The 22,517-nt window shown below is 53.4% G+C and carries 18 protein-coding genes and 1 pseudogene; 6 read left to right on the top strand and 13 right to left on the bottom strand.

Translation table 11 applies throughout. The features are described 5' to 3' along the window. Window positions 1-65: 65 nt before the first annotated feature. Window positions 66-1,061, top strand: a complete 996-nt coding sequence (locus tag V9K92_RS07840) for a glycoside hydrolase (protein ID WP_337353714.1) — start codon at window positions 66-68, stop codon at window positions 1,059-1,061. A gap of 12 nt (window positions 1,062-1,073) precedes the next feature. Here V9K92_RS07840 and V9K92_RS07835 read toward each other — a convergent pair whose 3' ends face one another. Continuing rightward, complete coding sequence (locus V9K92_RS07835; protein WP_337353941.1) at window positions 1,074-2,909, bottom strand: polysaccharide biosynthesis protein; 1,836 nt, start codon at window positions 2,907-2,909, stop codon at window positions 1,074-1,076. Window positions 2,910-3,084: 175 nt separating this feature from the next. Here V9K92_RS07835 and V9K92_RS07830 point away from each other — a divergent pair, with 175 nt between their 5' ends. Further along, complete coding sequence (locus tag V9K92_RS07830; RefSeq protein ID WP_337353713.1) at window positions 3,085-4,269, top strand: DUF2793 domain-containing protein; 1,185 nt, start codon at window positions 3,085-3,087, stop codon at window positions 4,267-4,269. 167 nt (window positions 4,270-4,436) lie between these two features. On the opposite strand, the gene uraH is transcribed toward V9K92_RS07830, so the two are convergent. From uraH to V9K92_RS07795, 7 genes and pseudogenes are all read right to left on the bottom strand, one after another. Further along, entirely contained in the window at window positions 4,437-4,793 is a 357-nt protein-coding gene (gene uraH / locus V9K92_RS07825) for a hydroxyisourate hydrolase (RefSeq protein WP_307283436.1), read from the bottom strand. Between the two features lie 13 nt (window positions 4,794-4,806). Further along, window positions 4,807-5,325 (bottom strand): 2-oxo-4-hydroxy-4-carboxy-5-ureidoimidazoline decarboxylase, encoded by a 519-nt coding sequence (uraD, locus tag V9K92_RS07820; RefSeq protein ID WP_337353712.1) that lies wholly within the window; start codon window positions 5,323-5,325, stop codon window positions 4,807-4,809. Between the two features lie 161 nt (window positions 5,326-5,486). Beyond that, window positions 5,487-7,805 carry a xanthine dehydrogenase molybdopterin binding subunit gene (gene xdhB, locus V9K92_RS07815; protein ID WP_337353711.1) on the bottom strand — a complete coding sequence of 773 codons (2,319 nt, stop codon included), beginning with the start codon at window positions 7,803-7,805 and terminating at the stop codon, window positions 5,487-5,489. After that, window positions 7,802-9,217: a xanthine dehydrogenase small subunit gene (xdhA, locus tag V9K92_RS07810; protein ID WP_337353710.1), complete on the bottom strand. Its 1,416-nt coding sequence runs from the start codon at window positions 9,215-9,217 to the stop codon at window positions 7,802-7,804. Before xdhA ends, xdhB begins: the two co-directional genes overlap by 4 nt. Window positions 9,218-9,506: 289 nt before the next feature. Then, the gene (locus V9K92_RS07805) at window positions 9,507-10,007 is read right to left on the bottom strand and encodes an ureidoglycolate lyase (protein ID WP_115052045.1); all 501 of its coding nucleotides are present in this window, start codon (window positions 10,005-10,007) and stop codon (window positions 9,507-9,509) included. After that, window positions 9,991-10,893: pseudogene (gene puuE, locus V9K92_RS07800) on the bottom strand (allantoinase PuuE); the annotation flags it as partial. The gene V9K92_RS07805 and the pseudogene puuE, both read right to left, overlap by 17 nt. Window positions 10,894-10,899: 6 nt before the next feature. Beyond that, a complete protein-coding gene (locus tag V9K92_RS07795; protein WP_337353709.1) occupies window positions 10,900-11,487 on the bottom strand; it encodes a biotin transporter BioY in 588 nt (195 codons plus the stop codon). Between the two features lie 95 nt (window positions 11,488-11,582). Between V9K92_RS07795 and V9K92_RS07790 the strand changes: the two genes are divergently transcribed. Continuing rightward, window positions 11,583-12,485, top strand: coding sequence for an MBL fold metallo-hydrolase (locus V9K92_RS07790; protein ID WP_115052050.1), 903 nt, complete (start codon window positions 11,583-11,585; stop codon window positions 12,483-12,485). A gap of 98 nt (window positions 12,486-12,583) precedes the next feature. Here V9K92_RS07790 and V9K92_RS07785 read toward each other — a convergent pair whose 3' ends face one another. The 3 genes from V9K92_RS07785 to V9K92_RS07775 all read right to left on the bottom strand — a co-directional run bounded on the left by V9K92_RS07785 (window position 12,584) and on the right by V9K92_RS07775 (window position 16,804). Further along, window positions 12,584-13,450 carry a DUF1499 domain-containing protein gene (locus tag V9K92_RS07785; protein WP_307283412.1) on the bottom strand — a complete coding sequence of 289 codons (867 nt, stop codon included), beginning with the start codon at window positions 13,448-13,450 and terminating at the stop codon, window positions 12,584-12,586. A gap of 72 nt (window positions 13,451-13,522) precedes the next feature. Further along, the gene (locus V9K92_RS07780) at window positions 13,523-15,802 is read right to left on the bottom strand and encodes a phosphocholine-specific phospholipase C (RefSeq protein WP_337353708.1); all 2,280 of its coding nucleotides are present in this window, start codon (window positions 15,800-15,802) and stop codon (window positions 13,523-13,525) included. Between the two features lie 78 nt (window positions 15,803-15,880). After that, the gene (locus tag V9K92_RS07775) at window positions 15,881-16,804 is read right to left on the bottom strand and encodes a hypothetical protein (RefSeq protein ID WP_337353707.1); all 924 of its coding nucleotides are present in this window, start codon (window positions 16,802-16,804) and stop codon (window positions 15,881-15,883) included. Between the two features lie 247 nt (window positions 16,805-17,051). On the opposite strand from V9K92_RS07775, the gene V9K92_RS07770 reads away from it, so the two are divergent. From V9K92_RS07770 to V9K92_RS07760, 3 genes are all read left to right on the top strand, one after another. Then, complete coding sequence (locus V9K92_RS07770; protein WP_162802433.1) at window positions 17,052-17,363, top strand: hypothetical protein; 312 nt, start codon at window positions 17,052-17,054, stop codon at window positions 17,361-17,363. A gap of 94 nt (window positions 17,364-17,457) precedes the next feature. Continuing rightward, the gene (locus V9K92_RS07765; RefSeq protein ID WP_115052058.1) at window positions 17,458-18,852 is read left to right on the top strand and encodes an aminotransferase; all 1,395 of its coding nucleotides are present in this window, start codon (window positions 17,458-17,460) and stop codon (window positions 18,850-18,852) included. A gap of 278 nt (window positions 18,853-19,130) precedes the next feature. Continuing rightward, window positions 19,131-20,021 carry an NAD-dependent epimerase/dehydratase family protein gene (locus V9K92_RS07760; protein WP_337353706.1) on the top strand — a complete coding sequence of 297 codons (891 nt, stop codon included), beginning with the start codon at window positions 19,131-19,133 and terminating at the stop codon, window positions 20,019-20,021. Window positions 20,022-20,092: 71 nt separating this feature from the next. Here the strand turns inward: V9K92_RS07760 and V9K92_RS07755 are convergent, their stop codons facing one another. Then, window positions 20,093-21,451 (bottom strand): esterase-like activity of phytase family protein, encoded by a 1,359-nt coding sequence (locus V9K92_RS07755; RefSeq protein WP_337353705.1) that lies wholly within the window; start codon window positions 21,449-21,451, stop codon window positions 20,093-20,095. A gap of 279 nt (window positions 21,452-21,730) precedes the next feature. Further along, window positions 21,731-22,480, bottom strand: a complete 750-nt coding sequence (locus tag V9K92_RS07750; protein WP_337353704.1) for a polysaccharide deacetylase family protein — start codon at window positions 22,478-22,480, stop codon at window positions 21,731-21,733. Window positions 22,481-22,517 lie beyond the last annotated feature (37 nt).

The following is a 22,517-nucleotide window of genomic DNA, read 5'->3' as shown; positions in this document are numbered from 1 at the left end:
ACAATTGTTTCGGCATTATTTTCATGACAAGGGTGCTGTATTGCACATATGACCGGGGATCAGCATTGACCATTATCATAATTCCATTTTTATCCGTCGCCATAGCGAGCGCAATTCTGCTCTGGGCTACCATGCGGATGCTGCCGTCAAATTTTCTGGGCGCAACAATTACTGATCGATCGAATCACACCCAACCGGCGCGCCAGCTCGGCGGTCTTGCCCTTGTTCCTGCCATACTGGTTTCGCTTTGGGTTTTTGGGGCTGAGGCAGGCCTTCCGTTGCATTTCCTTATATCGGCCAGCCTTGGAGCCACGGTTTTATGGATCGTCGGCTTCCTGGACGACCGTCATCATCTGCCTGAATCCATACGTCTGGCGGCACAATTGATTGCGTCCGTGGTTGCTGTTTATGGATTGGGCGATAATTTCCGCCTGCTGCCGGATTTATTGCCGTTTCTGGTGGAGCGGGCCTTGCTGGTCGCGGCTCTGGTCTATTTCATCAACATTACCAATTTTATGGATGGCATAGACCTGATGGTTGTTGCAGGACTCGGCGTCCCGCTAGCCCTGATTGCCGGTTTCTCTTTATTTGGTCTGGTGAACTTCGGAACTGGCAGTCTCGCCATGTCCATTGCGGGTGGATTGGCCGGATTTTTCTTTTTCAATCGCCCGAAAGCAACGATATTTCTGGGCGATTCGGGCAGTCTTCCAATCGGCCTGCTCTGCGGCATCACTTTCTTCATGGTCGCTCGCGAAATGACGATTTTGGCCGGGCTGATATTGCCGCTTTTCTTCATCGCCGATGCAACATCAACCCTGTTTATGCGATTGGCCGCGGGCGAAAATATTCTCAATGCCCACTCAAAGCACGCCTATCAAATTGCCAAACGTTCGGGGTGGTCTGTCTGGCTGATCATTTTGAGCGTGGTGGCGCTCAACTTCATCTTGGCAGCCTGTGCACTATTCACCATGCAGTCAGGCTGGCGCCAAGTGCTTGCCATCATCATAGCGCTTGCTGCCGTGACCCTGCTGCTCAGACGGCTAAGGTCAAGCAAACCGTAATCGAGGCGATCTTCAGGAAGCTGCGATCGTATACAGCAACTTCCTGGTGCCCTCCGCATCTTGCTTTTCTATCAGGCTGCGCAACTCATCAATTGAGCCGGGCAGATGATCCAGCCCGTTAACGCGGCGCTGTGCCCGCAAAATTTTCGGGTGACGCGTCGCCGAAACACCTTGCGGATCGTAGAACAGTTCCTCGTGCAGCTTCTCGCCATCGCGAATACCGACGGTGACAATCTCGATATCCCCATCTGGATTATTAGCGTCTTTGACGGACAAGCCTGCAAGAAGAACCATGTTTTCGGCCAGATCGCGGATGCGTACGGCTTCGCCCATTTCAAGCATCAAGATATCGCCGCCGCTCGAGAGAGCACCGGCCTGGATGATGAGTTCCGCAGCTTCGCGCACCGACATGAAATAACGGGTCATATCATCATGAGTCAGCGTGATAGGCCCGCCGCCTGAAATCTGCTCGCGAAACAATGGTACAACCGATCCGCTCGATCCGATGACATTGCCAAATCGGACGGATGCGAACACCTGGCCGGTATTTTTCGCCTGCGCCTGATTACCGTAATAGCGAACAATCAATTCCGCCCAGCGCTTTGTGGCTCCCATCACGTTGGAGGGCCGCACCGCTTTGTCAGAAGAAATAAGCACGAAGTTACGAACACCTGCTTCGCACGAATTTCTGGCCAGAACCTCCGTGCCGATGACGTTGTTGCGTGCACCTTCGACAGTGTTTTCTTCTACAAGCGGCACATGCTTGTAGGCAGCGCAGTGATATACATTTTCTACCCTATGCTCAGCCAGAACCCTGCGGATTAGGATCGCATCGCTGATTGATCCGAGCACCGGTATGACGACGCAATCGCTGATTGCATTCAGCTCGCGCTGCAATTGGTAGATACTGTGTTCATTGACATCGAATATGACAAGTTTCGCGGGTGCAAGCTTCACAATCGTGCGGCAAAGCTCAGAACCGATGGAACCGCCGGCACCCGTGACAAGCACGACACGGCCTTCCACGGTCTTGTCGAGCAGTTCAGGATCAGCGGGAACCGGCGAGCGGCCAAGCAGATCGTCAATATCAATATCGCGCAGATTGCTGACAATATATTTTCCGGCGGTAAGATCGGAAATTGCCGGAAGAATGCGCACTTTCACATCGAGCGCCTTGAGACGGCCGACAAGTCTGCGCCGCTCGATTCCGGTAAGCGCGGAGGTCGTGACGATCATCTCCTTGATGCCGAAATTCTCAACGAGATATTCAATTTTCGCCGGTGGATAAACACGTATTCCGAGGATATCCATGCCCTGCAAGCTTTTATCATCGTCGATGAAACCGGCGACAAATACGTCCTTTTGCGAGCGCAAGGCATTGGCCAATTGCCGCCCTGCATCACCAGCACCAAAGATAACGCATTGGCGTTCCAGAAATTTTTCGCCTAAGGGGCTCCATAGAAGCCATTTGGCGGCAAAACGGCTGCCACAAATGATTGCAACACCCAGAACCCAATAAAGGAAGGGTATGGCACGCGGGACACCTGCGGCACCCGTCATCTGCGTGAGGAATGCCAGACAGACCCAGATAATGACCGAGATGGTCACCGCTTGAATCATCGTCCAGATCGCCTTGTCAGGCAGATAGCGGATGACAGCGCGGTACAGGCCGAAGCGGATGAATATGGGCAATGCGATGAGAGGAGCAGAGATCATGAGCATGATCTGTTCGCCGTTTGGCATAAAAACTACACTGAACCTCAGCAAATAGCTAAGCCAAACCGCAAATGTCAGTGCAACCATGTCGAAAATGACAAGCAGGGACTGCTTGTAACGACGCGGCATCATGGAGATGCTTTGCCGGAATGTTTCCAAATCTTTATTCCTCGGTATTCGCAATTGCCAGAGCAGTAGCATAGGTCATTATAATTGCAATCTTTGTGTTAAGTGCCTGCAACTTATCCAACAGCTCTCATTCGGCTTTAGAGTCCTGCATTTTGGTGCATGGAAAAAGGATTACCGAATGGAACAGACGACCAACCTCAAGCTTCCTTATATCGCTCCCTCGCAAGCGCAGAAGCATGTGACTCATAATGAAGCAATAAGAGCACTCGACGCGCTCGTACAGCTATCGGCGATCAACAGGAGCACCTCTTTACCGCCCGAGGAGAACCAGGAGGGCGACCGTTACATTATCAACACGCCTGCAAAAGGCCTCTGGAAAGGCCGCGAGGGACAAATTGCAGCTTGGCAGGATGGCGCCTGGGCTTTTTTCTCCGCCTTGGAAGGTTGGAATGTCTGGATTGAAAACGAGAAAAGCTTCGTCGTTTTTCACCAGAAAAAATGGATCAAGAACGAAATCAGCACCAACCCGGTATCCCGTCTCGGGATTGAGGCGACGGCGGATGATACAAACAGGCTATCAGTTAAAAGCCCTGCCGTGCTGTTCGATCATGCCGGCGCCGGACATCAATTGAAGATCAACAAGGCTGGTGACAATCAGACAGCCTCTCTGCTGTTCCAGTCGAACTATCAGGGCCGTGCTGAAATGGGAACCATGTGGGGCCGTGACTTCCGCATCAAGGCCAGCGCCGACGGCTCCAAATGGTTCGATGTGATGGTGGCCGATAGCACCACGGGTCTTGCCTGTTTTCCTGCGGGCATTGCCCATGCAACAACCGGCAAAAAGCAGTCCGGAATGACGCTTGTTCCCGCCTGGGCTGGTACGCCCACCATTTTTGAAGCGCCCATGGTCCCGTCCAGCGCAACAATCGCTTCGGTGTCAGCCAATCTTTTAAACCTGAACAAAGGTGGCGCAGCGGCGATTTTTGCAACAAGTATGCGCGGTATATCCATGATTCGCGTCTGGAATATCACCCGCTCCCCCGCGCAATCAGCTTGGGTGAAATGGGATACGACCGCCGATCAGCTGCAGGTTTCCAATCCGGAACACATCAAGCAATGGCTCAAGAATGACGTGATTCAGATTACCGATCCGCTCCGGAACAATATTGCCATTGATATCTCTCCGCTCATGCAGAAGGCATTGAGCGCAGTATTCCCGCAGGATGGCGTCCTGCTCAATGCAGGTTCGACGGGGGATATCACCATCGCCTGCAATGAGTCCTCCCCCGTTTCATCAAGCAATCTGGTTTATTTCAAAGGAGACGAGAAACGCAGTTTCACCGTGACCGGGATTTATGGATAGGCACTGGTGGTGAGCAGCAACAGCGCTGTGCGTGGTTCGCGCCCTTCGACGAGCTCAGGAGGACGAACCACGCACAACGCCTAAAACATCTCAGAACAGACACCCTGCAGCTCACCCACATTCCTCATGGTGAGCTTGTCCAACCACGGCACCATAGCTTTCAACCCCTAACTCCCCCGATAAGTCGAATATGACCACGGCGTCACCAGCAGCGGCACATGATAATTGCCCTGCACATCGGAAATTGCGAAACGTATTGGAATGTCGTCAAGAAATGCAGGTTCGGGCAAAGCTACGTCTTTTCCCTTGAAATAGTCGCCCACATGAAATGTCAGCTCATACTGCCCGGCCACCATATCCGCCGTTGATAGTAAAGGCGCGTCAGTCCTGCCATCGGCATTGGTCATTGCGGTGGCAAGCAGGTGTCGCCCGCCGGCAGCGTTTATACGATGCAGCGTCAGGCGCACGCCCTCAGCGGGTCGTCCGTCAGCCGTGTTCAGAACATGTGTCGATAGCTTGCCCATCAAGAGCCCCTTCTCATGAAATCAGATCATCAAGACGAAAACGCGCGATCTGCCCGATCTGCCGCAACGCTTCCAGAACCTCCTCGCCCGAATTGTTCTCAAGCCGCTGGCGGAAGGCTGCCATGATGGAATGCTTGTCGTGGCCGCGCACTGCAAGAATGAAGGGAAACCCGAATCTGCTCTGATAGGCATTGTTCAGGGCGTGAAACTCATCGAATTCTCCATCGGTCAACCGGTCAAGACCTGCACCCTTTTGTTCGGATGTTGAACTTGTCGTTAGCCTGCCCTGGCGCGCGGCTTTTCCGGCAAGGTCCGGATGAGCGCGGATCAATCCGAGCTGCGCCATTTGTCCTGCCTTCGCGACAACAGCCAGCATGGCGCCATGCAATTGGTCGACATTTGCAAAGGGGCGCATATCTGCGACCCCTTCCGGCACCCAGGGCGAATGTTCGAAGATGCTGCCCAGCGCCTCAATGAATTTCTGAGTGCTTGCTTCGTTCAGTTCATCAAGCGTCATTGTGATCCAATTCATCTGCTGTTGCCGATCCAACCAGGCATGGTTCAACAAGCTGAGGCATGATGCTATTGCGATCAAGGTTAAAAACGAATGCTCAAATCTGCCTTGACTGAATTGTCCACACCTCGTTCAGATATAAAGTCGTTATAGGAAACGCCTATCAAGCCGGGTTTTGCTTATCGAGAGCCGGAGGGGGAGCTTTGTTTCACCGCCCGCAATACGGCTTCGGGTGTTGCGGGACTATCCAGTTGCGGCACTGATCCGGCTATGGAAGCGATGGCATCGCGGATTGCCAGCCAGATGGAAATTCCAAGCATCAAAGGCGGCTCGCCAATGGCTTTTGAGCGGAACACTGTTTCCTCGCGGTTGGGCATATTATCAAGAATGCGGACATTGAAAATGGGCGGCACATCGCGTGAGCCGGGTATTTTGTAGGTTGATGGGCCAACAGTCCTCAATCGCCCCGTCTTGTCCCACCAAAGCTCCTCGCAAGTTACCCAGCCCATGCCCTGCACGAAGGCGCCTTCGATCTGGCCAAGATCAATTGCCGGATTGAGCGGCGAACCCACATCCTGCAAAATATCGGCGCGCAGGCAGCGTGTCTCGCCGGTCAGCGTGTCAATCGCCACCTCCGCCACCGCCGCGCCATAGCTAAAATAAAAGAATGGCCTGCCCTTCATGGTCTTGCCATCCCAGTGGATTTTAGGCGTCGCATAGTGCCCCGCCTCCGAAAGCTGCACCCGTTTCGCCCAGGCCATTTTTGCCAACTCGCCGAAGGAAACGGATCTATTATCCGCGTGAACCCGGCCCTCGCGGTAGATGATCACCTCTTCCTCAACGTCGAAATGTTCGGCAGCAACAGTGGTCAGACGGGCCTTGATCGCGGTCGCCGCCTTGAAGGCTGCCATGCCATTGAGATCAGAACCGGTAGACGCGGCGGTTGCACTGGTGTTTGGCACCTTGCCCGTCGCAGTGGAGGAAATTCGCACCATGTCGAGATCAACCTGAAACACTTCCGCCACGACTTGCGCCACTTTGACGAACAGGCCCTGCCCCATTTCCGTGCCACCATGGTTCAGGAAAATCGAACCATCCAGATAAACATGCACCAGCGCGCCCGCCTGATTGAGCGAGGTCAAATTGAATGAAATACCGAACTTGACTGGCATCATTGCCAGCCCGCGCCGGATAATTGGATTGGCGGCATTATGCGCATCGATTTCGGCCCGTCGCTGCTGCCAGTCCGCCGAGGCAAGCACTGCCTCTGTCACCTCGACAAGCCGATTATCCTCAACCTTCTGGCCGTAAGGCGTGGTATCGCCTGTCCCATCACCATAATAATTGATCGCCCGCACAGCATTCGGATCAAGCTTTAATTCGCGCGCAATCGTGTCGATCACCGCCTCAATGGTGATGATCCCTTGCGGTCCGCCAAAACCACGAAACGCTGTATTGGAAACCGTATTGGTTTTGCAGGCATGTCCCGCAAAGCGCGCATTGGGAATGTGGTAGGAATTGTCCGTATGGGTCAGCGCCCGCGTAATGACCGGCCCCGTCAGGTCCGGCAGATTGCCCGCCCGCGCAAGATATTCCGCATCAAGTCCAAGGATGCGCCCGCGCCCATCCACGCCCACCTTCCAGTTGACAACGAAATCATGGCGCTTGCCGGTTCCGGCCATATCGTCACGGCGTTTGAGCCGCATCTTGCATGGCTTGCCGGTCTTGGCAGAGATCAGCGCCGCAGCGCCAGCGATAATTGTCGGCTGGCTTTCCTTGCCGCCAAAGCCGCCCCCCATACGTCGCACCTGGCATTCCACGGCATTAGCGTGAATACCAAGGATACCAGCCACATGATGTTGCACTTCGGTCGGATGCTGTGTCGAGGAATGCACCAGCATTTCGCCGTTTTCACCCGGAATGGCATAGGCGATATGGGTTTCCAGATAGAAATGATCCTGACCGCCCATTTTAAGTTTGCCGGAAAAGACATGCGGCGCACTTGCCAGCGCCGCATCGACATCGCCGTCAATGACCTCCTGCACCGGCACCACATAGTTCTTGCGGCGATGTGCTTCCTCAATATCAAGCACGGCTTCCAAAGGCTCAATATCCAGCTTGACCTTTTTGGCAGCACGATAAGCGGTTTCAAAATCGCTTGCCGCTACAACAGCGATCACGCGGCCTTCATGGTCGACAATATCTTCGGCAAACAATGTCTCGCCGGTATGGATCGGCCCGACCTCATTATGGCCCGGCACATCTTTCGCCGACCAGACACCCGCAACACCGGGCATTGCCAGCGCTTCGCTTGCGTCAAAACCATTAAGCTTGCCATGCGCCACTGGAGACAAGACAAAGGCTGCATGCAGCGTTCCCGGCAGTTCGGGCATATCGTCAATGTAATTGGCCTCACCTGCCACATGGCGCGCCGCGCTGTCATGGGCGATACCCTTGCCGACAATGCTGCGTTGGACAATTTTAGGGTCAATGTTCATAGCGCCATGACCTCAACTGTTTCACCTGCCACATCGCGCCGGAAGCGCTCTACAAGATTTGCTGCCACCTGCAATCGATATTCCGAGCTGCCGCGCCAGTCGCTCAATGGCTTGAACAGCGCCGTAATGGCAGCAGCGCAGCTCTCTGCCGCGCGCCTGTCAAGCGCGGTTCCGACCAGCGCTCGCTCTGCCTCTATTGCCCGCACGGGTGTTGCCGCCATGCCACCAAAGGCGATACGGGCGCTGCGGACCTGCCCCTCTTCTCGGAAAACTGAAAAAGCTCCGCAGACTGTCGAAATATCCTGATCGTAGCGTTTGGATATTTTGTAGACTCGAAATGCTTGGCCCTCTTTAGGCTTGGGTATGGAGATCGAAGCAATTACCTCATTGGGTCGCAATTCTGTTTTGCGGTAATCGAGAAAGAAATCCTCAAGCGAAAGGAATCTATGTCCGCTCAGCGATGCCAGTTCAATCTCTGCCCCAAGCGCAATCAAGGCCGGAGGTCCATCGCCAATGGGGCTGGCCGTGCCAATATTGCCGCCAATGGTACCCATGGACCTTATTTGCGTTGACCCGAACCGGCGAATAAGCGTGGCTAATGAGGGGTAATGCGCGCTTACCCGCGCCAGTACCTCTTCCCAGGTTACCGCCGCGCCAAAGCTCAAATGATTGTCCGTCTCGCGAATCTGGCGAAGTTCGCGCACCGATGCGAGCGCTATCACCTCATTCCAGTCCGTATGATAATCCGCTAGCGCAACACCAAGATCAGTGCCGCCCCCAAGCAGAATTGCTTCGGGCTTCTCGCTTCGCAGTGCCAAAAGTTCGTTCAGGGATGCCGGTTGATGAAAAACCGCCCCGCCATCCGATAGCATTGATTGCGGTTCGATCTCGGCAAAGGCAGCCACATGCGGCCCGGCAATCGCCGCTCCTCCGGCAGCAACCACCTTGCGCGCCGCCTCGACAATTGGCCGATAGCCGGTACACCGGCAAAGATTGCCTGCCAGCGCATCATGAATGGCCTCGTCGTCGGCCTGCGGATTAGACGCCGCAAGCCCGGCTAAGGACATGACAATTCCGGGAGTACAAAAACCGCATTGCGACGAACCGTTTTCCGCCATTGCCGCCTGTATCGGGTGTAGCTCGCCGGTTTTCAGCCCTTCCACCGTAACCAGCGCGCGCCCATCGATCTGGCCCATGGCAAGGATGCAGCTATTGGCCGCGTGATATTTCACCTGATCGCCGTCAACATGACCGATCAGCACCGAACAGGCACCGCAATCACCCTCTGCACAGCCTTCCTTTGTGCCGGTCAGCCGCGGCTCATTGCGCAGCCAATCCAGCACCGTAGTATCGGGCCGCACATTGGCTTCACGAATTTGACCATTTAGAAAAAAACGAACGGAATTTGACATGATATCAGCTTCATCCGCCAATGTGATCGCGTCAAGAGGGCGTGAGCAGAACCGGGTGGATGATTTAGCTGCAATAACAGAGTGCGTGGTTCGACAAGCTCACCATGAGGAAGGTTGGGGCTGCGAGATAAACTCGGAGCGGCAGGATTTAGCTCCTTGCAATCAACCACCTCCCTCATGGTGAGCTTGTCGAACCACGCACAGCGCAGGAGCAATCAGTCACCTCGCTCATGGTGAGCTATGCTGAGCCTTTCGAAGAACGAGCCACGCATTATGAGGTGCGCAGGTGCTAAACCGCTTCAATCCGAAAAATACGATCCGGCCAAAAATATTCTTCGAGATTATCGCCTTGGCCGCCGCGATCCACCACCATGAAATCCGAGCTCTGCTCCAGCGATATCAGCGGATGGTGCCAGACATTGCGGTGGTAGTTCACGCCCTGGTTGCCCTGCACCAAAAATGCTACCGGATTTGCGGGTTTGCCGCCCGCATCTTCGCCCACGACGACTAAAAACGGCCTGTTCTGCAATGGATAGAATGCCTGGCTGCCGAGTGGATGCCGCTCCAGCATATGGATATCGATGGGAGGGGTAAAAGCCTGTCCGCGAAAAATATTGATCAGGACGCGCGGCTGATCACCGGCCACGTCAACCTTGGCAAGGTCATGATAACGTTCAGTCGTACCACCATTGATCAGGCGCAGCTCCGCGCCCGCCACTTCAATCACATCGCCGAATGGCCCAAATGCTGCCTTGGTCAGCGGCTGAACATCAAGGGTGATGATGTTCATGCCAGTGCCTTGCAATATCGATGCGGCGCGCCACCCAGACATCGCTGTGTTGCTGAACATAATCGAGAAAGCGCTCCAATGCGGCAGCGCGTCCCGGACGTCCAACCAGACGGCAATGCAGGCCGACGGACATCATCTTGGCCGCTCCTTCCTGTCCCTCTTTATAAAGAACATCAAACGTGTCCTTCAGATAAGAATAGAACTGGTCACCGGAGTTGAAACCTTGCGGCGTGGCAAAACGCATATCATTGGCGTCAAGCGTATAGGGAACAATGAGATGGGGGCCTTTCGGACCTTCCACCCAATAGGGCAGCTCGTCCGCATAGCTATCGGCGGAATAGACAAAGCCGCCCTCTTCCATAACGATCTTCAGCGTATTGTCCGACGGCTTGCCTTGATAAATCCCCAGCGGCCGCGAGCCCGTAATTTCGGTATGCAGGCGCACAGCTTCCAAAATGTGCTCGCGCTCGCGTTCCTCCGGAAAATCCTTGTATTCCAGCCAGCGCAGGCCGTGGCTGGCTATTTCCCAGTCAGCCTCTTTCATTGCGGCAACGGCGTCTGGATTGCGCGCCATGGCGAGCGTCACGCCATAGACCGTGACTGGCATGTTGCGGCGCGTGAACAATCGCCATAGCCGCCAGAAACCAGCGCGCGATCCATATTCGTAGATGGATTCCATATTGAGATTGCGCTGGCCCGGCCATGATTGCGCGCCAACGATCTCAGACAGAAGGTTTTCGGATGCGGGGTCCTGATCGAGGATGCAGCTTTCGCCGCCCTCCTCGTAATTCACCACAAATTGCACGGCCAGCTTGGCCCCGCCCGGCCATTTCGGGTCGGGCGTGTTACGGCCATAGCCGATCAGATTGCGCGGATAATCAACCAAGTGAGATCAACGACGCTTGAGCAATGATCCGAGGGCAGGAACTCCGAATGCTGCCAGCGCCAGCTTCAGAACATCGCCGATGATGAATACGCCAACGCCATAAGCGAAAGCCTTCTCGAAACCGAACAAATATGCCATCCATAGGAAGCCCATGGTGAGAATAATGACTTCGGCAACGAGCATCGACAGGCCGATGGAAATCGCGTTGCGGGCAAAGCCCTTATCGGCTGCGCGTCCGACAATCCATGCAGCTGCGAGGTAAGACAAGAGATAACCGCCTGTCGGTCCAACCATATAGGCAAGACCAATGCCCTTTTCCGGTGTTCCGGTGAATACGGGCATGCCGAGAGCGCCTTCAAGCAAATAAAGCGCCATGGTTGCCACGGCGAGACGCGAGCCATAGGCGGCGGAGATCGCAAACACGGCAAATGTCTGCATCGTCACGTTGACGAAGACCATGTCCACTTTCGTCTTGGCTGAAAGCGCCATCAGGGCCGAGCCAACGAGAGCAAGCGTGACAAACCACACGGCTTTGGCCAATTGGCCTTCCGGCTGGAACGTTTCGGCGAGAGAGCGGGTTTTTGCAGTGATCATGGTCTATCCTCCATATTGGCTTTCGCCACTTCTTGAAGAGGTATATTAAGCTTCATCCCGCACTGCAATAGGCGCATAAAGGTCAGCCCACATCAATGTCCCTGAGTTTCGATATTAAATTCGCGCCGCATTATGGCGAGGCCGTGGATGTTGCCCCGCAGATTCAGCGAATCACGGTGAACAATCCGAGCCCCTTCACCTTTTACGGCACCAATTCCTATCTGATCGGCAAGGATACGCTGGCGCTGATTGACCCAGGTCCGCTTGATGATGCCCACAAGGCAACTTTGCTGCGTGCTATTGCCGGCCGCCCTGTCAGCCACATTTTTGTCAGCCATACGCACCGCGATCATTCCCCGCTCGCCTCGGTTCTGAAAGACGAGCTTGGCGCTGTGCTTGTGGCGGAAGGTCCGCATCGTGCAGCCCGCCCACTGCATATTGGTGAAGTCAATCTGCTCGATGCCAGCGCGGATACGGAATTCGTCCCGGATATTATTGCGGCAAATGATACGGTCATCAATGGCGACGGCTGGGCTTTGCGCACAATCCATACGCCGGGCCATACGGCCAATCACGCGGTTTTCGCACTGGAAGACACCGGAATACTGTTCTCGGCCGACCACATCATGGCGTGGTCCACCTCCATTGTCGCACCGCCGGACGGTTCCATGTCCGATTATATGGCGTCGCTTGATGTGATGCTGGAACTGGATTCGCGTGTCTATCTGCCCGGCCATGGTGGGGCGGTCACAAAACCTAAGGCTTTCGTGCGTGGTCTGCGCGGCCATCGTAAAATGCGGGAACGTGCCATTCTGGAAAGGGTTCGCGCCGGAGACCGTACGATTGCCGCCATGGTAAAGGCAATCTACCGCGACACGGATCCGCGCCTGCATGGCGCTGCAGCCCTATCGGTACTGGCCCATCTGGAAGACATGGTTACGCGTGGTCTTGTGCAAACCGAAGGCAATCCCGCGATCGACGGTGTTTACTGGGCCTAGAGCCTTTGCGTTTTGGTCGAATCAAAACGGCGCACCAAGCCTTTGCCTTTACGCAATTCCGGACGCAAAACCGCTGCACACTTTTGCTGGAATTACTTTTAGGAAGCGTCGGCGGGCGGGACTTCTGTCGTTTCTTCCTCGGGCTGCACACCCTGCACTTCCATATCGAGAGCCGTCATGAAAGCCGCAATCCGGTCAGCATTTTCACCAAGATCATGGGTTCCATAACGCGAAACGGAGCGCATATCGACATAGGTCGTTTCACCTTCATCGCTAAGGCGGATCACTACATCGCTGGTAAAGCCCAAAAGCCAGGTCCTTGCCACGACATCAACCAGAATCTCCTCAGTCTCACCGGGCTCGCCTTTTTGGCTGATAATTACCCAGCCATTGTTGGCGATAACCGTTTTGACCGCCGTGAGAATCCTGTCGGGCGAACCCTCATAGCGGCGTCCCGTGACTTCAGGATAGGCCTTCGCCTGCAGCCCGCGACTATCCGGATCATTGATGACGGGATTCATATTGACTGAACGGCGGCCCGTTTCCAACAAAGCGGGTGGATCGGTTAAATCGGTCGAAACATCATAAATTGCCGGTAGAACCATGACTTGATAAATCGTTGTCATGAAGGGTATCAGCACCAGCAGCGCGATCAATGTGCCCCAGAATGACCGGGTGAAGCCAATATCGCCGCGCCGCCACAGGCTGGTGAAACCCTTGAGTGCCAGCAGCAATGCCAGGCATGCCAGCCCTGCTACAATAGCTAGAAGCCAGAGAAATTCGGGTGTCTCGATTTGCTCAAAGCGGTGGCCGAGGCCCGAAACGACAAAAAGTATGAGGCTCAAAAACGCAATGCGAACGGACCATTTTGCTGAAATCGAATGGCGGCGACGCCATTGGCTTGAGTGTTGCGGTCGCATGATTCCCTGAAATTCCATCAATGACAGGAAAACAGCTAATCGCATTTGTGTATGGACACAAGCATATGAAGCCGGACTTCCACCTCCTTTGGTGGTGAAAGTCCGACCATAATCAAATCAAGCGATTACGGGAACATAAATTCGCTTCGTCTCATCATATGCTAAGCCGATTGCGGGATCGGTCTTGCTGATCTTGCCGTTCTCAGCATGACCCGCATAGCGCCGCAGATAGATTGAGGAACTCAAGGCATCGACAAAGGATATGTCATACCAACCATCCTTGGTGGAGAATGAAACAGTTTTCGTACCAGTTTCGACTGTTTTTTCTTCGCCGGTATAGGCGTTGACCACTTTCAGCTTTCCGCTTGCCGTTGGCCATTCACCGAAAATAAACTCGATTGTCCGGCCGTCCAAAGAAGTTTTGACATCGACAAGGTGAGCAATCTGATTGTCGCTGACACTGCCCAATTCACCACGGAACTCGGCCAGATAGCCGTTAGGACCATGGACTGCATAGGAATACTGGTTGTTCGACCACCCACTTTCTTTACTAATATTCATATTCCAGACGTCGGAAATATCGATCGGTGCATCGCCTAGTTTGATTCCTTCGACAGTGTCAAACCAGCCGCCATCACTCCGGTCATAGGAAAGAATGGTGAATGATGCGCCCAGCCGGCCACGGTTCCTGAATGTGATTTTCAGTTTCGGCGGCGAGTTGTTGGTAAAGCTGCATAAAGTCTGAAAATCGTAGCCGACAGGCAAGAGATCACATTGTGTCTTATCCTGCTTTACCGAAACGGGTCTGGTTGCATCGGGATCAGCCAGCACGTCCTTTATCGACGGTATGTATGCACTTGTGCCTTGTGCGATTTCTCGTTCCTCTTTCGTATAGATTTTGGTCGGCTGAATCGCATTTATCAGTTTTTCCATGGGCTTGACTTTGGTGCGATCAAAATCAAACACGCTGGTCAGATCACCGGTAATGGCCTTTCGCCACGAAGAGATCATGTCGAAGTCTGTCGGAGCCTGGACACCTTTCGCCTTAAGCCATGCTTCCAAAAACTGAAGGACCGATGTGTGATCAAACGTCTCGGAACAGACGCGGCCACCCGAAGTCCATGGCGATACGATAATCATTGGAACGCGTGGTCCCAGGCCCATAGGCTTGCCATTGGAGCCTTCCGAATTCAGATCGCCCTGCTCGCCGGTAGTGGTTAATTTTATACCGGGAGAAACCACACCGGCACTACTATTCATCGGTGGCGCTGGAGGCAGTACATGGTCGAAAAACCCGCCATTTTCATCGTAATTTATAATCAGCGCTGTCTTGTGCCAGACTGCCTTATTCGCCAGCAGCGCGCGCAAAACTTCACTCAAATAGTATTCACCAAAGTGCGGGGGGTATTTTGGATGTTCACTGAAGGCTTCCGGCGGCACGATCCACGAAATTGCAGGCAGCTTGTCATCGATGACGTCCTGCTCGAAACGGGATGGCTTATCCGCCTCGCTCCGCAGCACTGAATTGACTGTTTGACTCTTGATGTTGATGACAGACCGCTCTTCCAACGACTTGTTTGTGCCCCGGTACTGCCTGAAGTACTCAAGCGTGTTGTCACCATAATTGCCTGCAAACGGATCACGGGTCCAGGTCAGCCCGTCCTGATAGAATTTCCAATCTACCTGAAGCTCTTCAAGCCGCTCGGGATAGGTTTTCCAACTTGGTCGCAGGGGAGAATCATCGGAAACTCTAAGCCCGCTGAAAGAACTATTAGTGGCTTTGCTATGACTTGTTCCTGTCCAGAAATATGAGCGGTTGGGATCCGTTGAGCTGTTAACGGAGCAAAAATAGGCATCGCAAACTGTGAATGCTTTTGCGAGCCGGAAATAAAGTGGAATATCCGGCTCGACATAATGCGCCATGCTGACGATTCTTTTATTGGGAATCCATTTATCGCTAAGGCCAAAGTTCCAGGCAGCAATACCATCATTGAAACCATGCGGTGGATCCTGCAAGAAAACGTCTCCCGCGTCTGTGTCAGCACTTGTGCCTTGTGGCAAGCGATAGGGCTTCACCTTGGGCGCAGACTCGGTTTTTTGAGATTGATGCCAGATTGGCTCACCATTTTTTTGTTTCATTGGCCGCGGATCGCCAAACCCGCGAACTCCGCGCAATGTCCCAAAATAATGATCAAAAGAGCGGTTTTCCTGCATCAGGATAACCACATGCTCAATATCGGCCAGCGAGCCCTTTGCACAGTCCGGAACTGCATTAAGCAAATCTGCGACCACGGTCGAACCGGCCAAGGCCTCGCTCATATAGGCCGAGCATGCCGAATAGGCTGCTGCACTTGAACCAGCCAAACCAAGCATTTTAATAAAATCGCGTCTATCCATTATTCTATCCTGAAATCAAAAATAAAATTCTAACCGTTGCGCCTTCAAATCATCGCGCAAGCAGTCCCACCTCGTGGATTATTCGCAAAGGTCTTCTCTCATGTAGTCGTTTTCAAGTTTAAGCACTGACACTGCTGTTAAAAGCGAAGCTTTGTCTGCAGCAGCCTTGTCCTTGACCTTTGCAAGCTCCAATGCTGTTTCACCCAATAAACCATCAAGTTCTGCTCTTTTGCTTTCCAGACTAACCAGCGATGCTTTGATCTCTTTCACCTGCTTTAGAAGGTCCGGACTGTCTTCACCGGGCTTCGCCAGCTCGTCCGACAGCTCTTTCAGCTTGCTCTTGTGAGCCTTCATCTCGGTAACATTGCCGTCATGCGCCTTTTCAAGATCAGCACGCGCTTTTTCAAGATCGCTGACTTGTTTCGCCAAGGCAGCCTTATCCGCTTCAGCCGTGTCCTTGACCTTTGCAAGCTCCAACGCTACCTCACCCAACAAGCCATCAAGTTCTGTTTTCTTGCTTTCCAGACTGACCAGCGATGCTTTGACCTCTTTCACTTGCTTTAGAAGGTCCGGGCTGTCTTCACCCGGCTTCACCAGCTCGTCCGACAGCTCTTTCAGCTTGCTCTTGAGAGTCTTCATGTCGCTGGCATTGCCGTCACGCGCCTTTTCAAGATCAGCACGCGTTTTTTCAAGATCGCTGACTTGCTTGGCCAAGGCAGCCTTGTCACTCTCAAGATTTCCATAGTTCGCCAACTCATCTGTCAGCTTTTTCAGCTTGCTCTTGAGCGCATTTATCTCGACTGCGGTGCTCGCACGCGCTTGTTCAAGGTCGTCAGCTTGCTTTGCCAATACAGCTTTATCATTCTCGAGATTTTCGTTCTTTGCTTTCAGCTCATTGATTTCTCTACTGAAAGTTGATGCCGATGTGTCGGACTTTGACCCGGAGTCGTTGCACGCAGCAACCAGCACGAGAAGCAATAATAGACAAAAACGATATTTCAAAGCTCACTCCTGAAACAAATAAATCAAATTATGCGTTGTAATATGAATCGTCGTCTAAACGGCCTGTATAAAATTCTGATGACAGTTCCGCTACAGATTTACGGGCAAGAAACTCGACTGATTTAAGCCGTTTACATTTTATGAGTGTATCAGATGGCACACTCCTGCCATCATCGAATCAAGTGATTTGGCAGAAACAGAGCGCGGAGACACACCGCTGACAGAAGATAACATGACGAGGCCGGACATGATGCCTGAAGCTGGCAAAGCGGTTTCGCTTGAAGTTGTAGAAGTTGAATTGGCGCTTGGCGCGCAGGATATCGTTGCCGATGGTTTTGAAGGCGCATTACAAAAGGCCGTGGATTTGGTTGATGGAAAGCTGATCTTCAATATCAGGGCGCCCGAAAACAGCGATTATCAGCGCGTGGCGGCAATCTCCGTTTCAGATGGATCAGCTGAGCAGACTGTCTTTGTCACGCTTGGCAATGATGGCACCACTTTCGCCGTTACAGCGGACAAATCCGATATAAATGTCGGTGGTGATTTGCCGCTGTTATAATCTCTTTCATTTCTGAATCTTCCGGAGCGACCCTTTGCCTTTCCAGCCAGTCTGGTTAGTGTTGGGAAAAACTTGCAATAACCGGAGTAACAAAATGGCGAACAGCCGCCCCCTTACCAATGTTCAGCAGCGCGATGTCAATGCGATCCTCCATCCCTATACCCCCTTGCACAAATTACAGGAAAACGGCCCCTTGGTGATGGGGCATGGCAAGGGCGTTTATCTCTACGACACGCAAGGCAAGGAATATATTGAGGGCATGTCCGGCCTGTGGTGCGCGGGTCTTGGCTTTGGCGACGAAGAGATGATCGAGGCTGCGACGGAACAGATGCGCACCCTGCCCTATTACCACCTCTTTGGCGGCAAGGGTATGGAACCGGCGATCGAGCTTGCTGAAAAGCTCAAGGAAATAGCGCCTGTACCGATTTCAAAGGTTTTTTATACCTCGTCGGGTTCAGAAGCGAATGACACGCAGGTCAAGCTTGCCTGGTATTACAACAATGCCCTTGGCCGCCCGAAAAAGAAGAAAATCATTTCCCGCGTCAAAGCCTATCATGGCGTGACCATCATGGCTGCATCGCTGACCGGCCTGCCTTATAATCACATGGGTTGGGATTTGCCGGTCGAAGGCATTTTGCATACGGATTGCCCGCATTATTATCGCTTTGGCCAGGAAGGCGAAAGCGAGGCGGAGTTCGTTGCGCGTCTGGCCACATCGCTGCGCGATATGATCGAGCGTGAAGGTCCGGAAACCATCGCTGCTTTCATCGCCGAGCCTGTCATGGGCGCTGGCGGGGTGCTCGTGCCGCCTGCCAGCTATTTCAGCGCCATTGAGCCGATTCTGCGCGAACACGATATCATGATCATCGCAGATGAGGTTATAAACGGCTTCGGCCGCACCGGAAACTGGTGGGGCAGCCAGAGCGTTGGCATGACGCCGACAACCATTTCAGCAGCCAAGCAGTTGACCGCTGCCTATTCACCGCTTGGTGCAGTGCTGGTGCCCGAAGACATCTATCAGGCCTATGTGGATCATAGCGCTCAAATCGGTACATTTGGCCATGGCTTCACCTATGGCGGGCATCCGGTTGGCTGCGCCCTTGGCGTCAAGGCAATCGAGATTTATCAGCGCCGCAATATTGTGGATTATGTGCGCGGCCTCACCCCGCTTTTTGAAGCACGCCTTGCCAAGGTGAAAGATCACCCCTTGGTTGGGGAAGTGCGTAATTGCGGTCTGATGGGCGCGGTAGAACTTGTGGCCGATAAAGCAACAAAGCGCCCGTTCAATCCCGCCCATGCGGTCGGCCCCGCTCTGGCGCGCTTCCTGGAAGGTCATGGTGCAGTGCTTCGCGCCGTCGGCGACAGTATCGCATTCTGCCCGCCAATGATCATCACGGAGGACGAGCTGAACGAGCTGTTCAACCGCTTCGAACTCGCCTTGGCAGACACGGAAGCCTATGTTTCAACGGGCGGTTTGCGCGCCGCTTGATGTGATAGCGGTTTTCAGCGGTTTTTAATGCGTGGTTCGACAAGCTCACCATGAGGAAGAATGGTAGGCTGCATGATGGTTTGCCTTCGCAGACTTCGCGCTCCCTGCAATTAACTCCATTCCTCATGGTGAGCTATCTTGAGCTTGCCGAAGGGCGAACCACGCACCACCGCTTTGCCCATGTGAGAGCAGAACGAACCAACCTAAATTCGTGGCTTTCAAACGGCGTAAAAGTCTGCAATTCAATAGGCTATAACAGGCTTTGTCAAAGGTTGTGCATGCGCATAGTGCTTACAGGGAGTTCCGGGCGTGTAGGCCGCGCTGTTTTTGGCGCCTTGTCTGAAAAACATGAGGTCGTTGGAATAGATCGATCGGCCTTTTCCACGACGCATGTTGTCGGTGATTTCGCCAATGAAGTGCTGCTTCGCTCAGCCTTCAAAGGCGCTGATGCCGTTATTCATACCGCAGCTTTGCATGCGCCCCATGTCGGCACGGTACCGGACGAGGAATTTCAGCGTATCAATGTTGAGGGAACCCGTCTTGTCGCGAAGGCGGCGATTGCAGCTGATGTCAAACGCCTGGTCTTCACCAGCACAACAGCCCTGTACGGATATGCCGTTTTTCCCGGTTCCTGCACATGGATCGACGAAACTACGCCGCCAGTGCCAAAAAGCATTTATCACCGGACAAAACTTGAGGCCGAGTGCCTTCTGGAAGACATGGCTTCTAGCGAGTTGGCCGTGAGGGTTCTGCGCATGTCCCGCTCCTTTCCGGAACCGGGCGATGTAATGGCTACATACAGGCTGCATCGCGGCATTGATATTCGCGACGTGGCTGATGCCCATTTGGCCGCGCTGACAAATGGCGGAGCAAATTTTCAACGCTACATTATCTCGGCGGCAACGTCTTTTACAAAGCAGGACTGTCAAGCATTGGCGATTGACGCAGCTTCCCAGATCAGATTGCACGCGCCAGATCTTGCCGACGCATTCGAGCAGCGAGGTTGGAGCCTTCCGAACTCCATTGATCGCATATATGATTCCAGCCAGGCTGAACGCGCTCTTGCATGGAAGGCCCGCTTTGGTTTTGGCGAAGTGCTGGCACAAATGGACCGGCGCAGTCTGGAAATCTTGCCTGCGGGCGCTTTGATCAGCAAAAAAGCGGAGTAGACTTTGCAAAGCGTTGCGCCGGAGGATTGATCGCTTAAATCTCGCGACCAATCCCCCAGCAGCAATATCTATTACTTCGCTTTCAGCAGGTCGCCGACTTCCAGAATGACGAATTCATTGTCATCCGCCTTGTCGACCGCGCGGCCTGCGGAGAATGGGAGATTATTGTCATTGCCGACGATGATGTGGCTATCGTCTACAATATCGACATTTTCAATGGTGACAAAAGGCATATCGTAGAAGCCTTCGCCGCCGCCTTGACGTTTCTTGTTGTCGGGATCAGCGATTTTTAGCAAATCGATATATCCGATCTTGCGCACCGCCTTATCCACATTCGCGTCAGTCATTTCGATCTTGTAGATGCGCTTGTGCTTGGATGGTTTGTCAAAGCAATCGGGCGTTGGCGCCTTGGGGTCAGCGCAAGCCTTCGCGGCAGTTCCCGCGCCATTGTCACGCTCGATTACCAGCGCCGTTGTCGCATCGATCATGTTGAAATCGCCAATGGCCTCGCCACCTGCGGAAAGGGGATAAAGCCAGCTGCGACCCGTCCAGTTTTTGGACGCAATATCGAATTCAATTACCCGTAATGCGGGCTGGTCATCAACCTTCTCAACAGCGCCGTCGTCCCCGAAAAGCGGACCTTCAAGCAGTGCATATAATTTGGTGCCGTCTTTTGATTGCGCCAAGCCTTCATAACCGCCGGAACGTTTCAGATTAAAGGCCGGATTTTTGAGCGTCGGATTGGCTGGTAACGTGATTGCAGGATTATCCGGCGAGCGAACATCCTTGTCGCCAACCTTGGTCGCGACGACATCCGTAACCTTGCCATCCATTGTTACCTTGATCAAATATGGGCCGAACTCTTCGCCCAGCCAGAAACCATCGGCAACCGGCTGGATGGATTCAATATCGAGATCGCTGCCCGTCAGGTAGCGTGTGTCGCTGGCCTCCATGACAATGGGGAAAGGCACTTTCTTGTCTGGGTCAGTCAGGAAAATCGTCTGCTTGCGCTCGACTGTTCCCTTGTCCCAATCAAACGCCAGATGGTGCAGCATCAACATTGCATCGACCGAATTCAGCTTCGTTCCAAAGCCATTATCCGACAATGACCAATATGTTCCATCGCCAATCGCCTTGATGCCGGAGAAGCCCTGCAAAGGTTGTCCATCAAAGGGTAATGACAAGCCGGTCAGCCTTACCCCATCCTTGCCCGGCACTGTTCCGAGTTCCACAGCGCGCTTGCGATCAGCGGTTGTAAACTTGCCTGCATGAGTCAGATGTTCCAGCGCGTTTTCCGGTGCCTTCACCATTGTGTTGGCAGGAAGGATCGCATGGGAAACGAGTTTGGCGGGAAACTCCTGTTCAGCCGCCAAGGCCGGCAATGCCATCATGGCGGTGGTAAGAAACAGAGCAGCGGAAATTGAGCGCATGGAGCATCACCATCAAGTTTGAAGTAAAAGTGTCCAGCAACGCTTAGGTGCTCTTTGTGTCCGTGATTTTATGGTTTCATGACATCCTGATGAAGGAGAGCACGCATCGTGAAGTTTGGAGGAGTAACTCCGATATTGTGATGAAACGGGCAAAAATTCTGATGGAGAACGGATTCAGGAACCGGATCACCGCAAAATTGATGAAACTTGCCGAAGAATCGCCGATTCTTCCCCAAAATTCTCTACTTCGAATTGCAATTTGATTGCGTTAAGTTGCAATCAAGCATTTGGAGTGCCTGGCTTCTCACTTTCAATCACATCGTTCAGCCGAACGAAACGGAAGCCTTTTTGCTTCAGTGCCAATATGCCTTTTACCACCCCGGCCCCTGCCGCCCGACTCGGCTGATTGATATGGGCGATGATGACATCGCCGTCTTTTGCGGCGGAAATCCGCTGCTCCACTTGGCCCGCAAGCAAGGATGCCCCCATGTCGGCATTGAGCGAATATCCTGCAACCCGGTACCCCATTTCATGAATGAGTTTCACTGCATCGTCGCTATAGCGAGCAGTCGCGTCGCGGTACCAGACAGGCTTTCCGGCGGTGGCGATCTGCATCGCATTTACACCACCTTCAATCTCAGATCGTATCGCGGGCAATGATCCGGCGGTCTTCAATCCAAACATCAAAGGCTGGTTATCGATGGCCGGAACATGGTTAAGCCCATGATTTTCCAATTCAAAAAGTTCTGGATGCGCCTTCATGATTGCCACCGAAGCAGCATTGCGCTTCAACCATCGGCCAGTAACGAAAATCGTTGCAGCGATCTTGTTCTCCACCAAAAAGCTGAGAATTCTCTGATCAGTCTGGCCTGAACAGGCGTCAAGAGTGAGCGCGACCTGCGGCGCCGCAGCTCCGCCCTTTGCAATGTAAAGTTGTGGCTCGACAAAATGCGGATGGTTCCCCGCATTGGCAGCAGTTACTGCGAGCGCGATGGAACATGTGACTAGAACTGTAGTGGTGAAACGCATTATATATTGCCGCAAGACGAGAGAACCTGCGGCGAAC

Origin of the sequence: Phyllobacterium sp. CCNWLW109, assembly GCF_037203905.1 — a bacterium.
In the GTDB taxonomy this organism is placed as follows: domain Bacteria; phylum Pseudomonadota; class Alphaproteobacteria; order Rhizobiales; family Rhizobiaceae; genus Phyllobacterium; species Phyllobacterium ifriqiyense.
The sequence above is the reverse complement of the archived record's forward strand: the minus strand, read 5'-3'. Positions and strand labels throughout refer to the sequence as shown.

Coding starts and splice junctions, on each gene's coding strand:
- V9K92_RS07835 (WP_337353941.1), bottom strand. CDS start 2,909: ATGATGCCGCGTCGTTACAAGCAGTCCCTGCTTGTCATTTTCGACATG.
- V9K92_RS07830 (WP_337353713.1), top strand. CDS start 3,085: ATGGAACAGACGACCAACCTCAAGCTTCCTTATATCGCTCCCTCGCAA.
- uraH (WP_307283436.1), bottom strand. CDS start 4,793: ATGGGCAAGCTATCGACACATGTTCTGAACACGGCTGACGGACGACCC.
- uraD (WP_337353712.1), bottom strand. CDS start 5,325: ATGAATTGGATCACAATGACGCTTGATGAACTGAACGAAGCAAGCACT.
- xdhB (WP_337353711.1), bottom strand. CDS start 7,805: ATGAACATTGACCCTAAAATTGTCCAACGCAGCATTGTCGGCAAGGGT.
- xdhA (WP_337353710.1), bottom strand. CDS start 9,217: ATGTCAAATTCCGTTCGTTTTTTTCTAAATGGTCAAATTCGTGAAGCC.
- V9K92_RS07805 (WP_115052045.1), bottom strand. CDS start 10,007: ATGAACATCATCACCCTTGATGTTCAGCCGCTGACCAAGGCAGCATTT.
- V9K92_RS07795 (WP_337353709.1), bottom strand. CDS start 11,487: ATGATCACTGCAAAAACCCGCTCTCTCGCCGAAACGTTCCAGCCGGAA.
- V9K92_RS07790 (WP_115052050.1), top strand. CDS start 11,583: ATGTCCCTGAGTTTCGATATTAAATTCGCGCCGCATTATGGCGAGGCC.
- V9K92_RS07785 (WP_307283412.1), bottom strand. CDS start 13,450: ATGCGATTAGCTGTTTTCCTGTCATTGATGGAATTTCAGGGAATCATG.
- V9K92_RS07780 (WP_337353708.1), bottom strand. CDS start 15,802: ATGGATAGACGCGATTTTATTAAAATGCTTGGTTTGGCTGGTTCAAGT.
- V9K92_RS07770 (WP_162802433.1), top strand. CDS start 17,052: ATGATGCCTGAAGCTGGCAAAGCGGTTTCGCTTGAAGTTGTAGAAGTT.
- V9K92_RS07765 (WP_115052058.1), top strand. CDS start 17,458: ATGGCGAACAGCCGCCCCCTTACCAATGTTCAGCAGCGCGATGTCAAT.
- V9K92_RS07760 (WP_337353706.1), top strand. CDS start 19,131: ATGCGCATAGTGCTTACAGGGAGTTCCGGGCGTGTAGGCCGCGCTGTT.
- V9K92_RS07755 (WP_337353705.1), bottom strand. CDS start 21,451: ATGCGCTCAATTTCCGCTGCTCTGTTTCTTACCACCGCCATGATGGCA.
- V9K92_RS07750 (WP_337353704.1), bottom strand. CDS start 22,480: ATGCGTTTCACCACTACAGTTCTAGTCACATGTTCCATCGCGCTCGCA.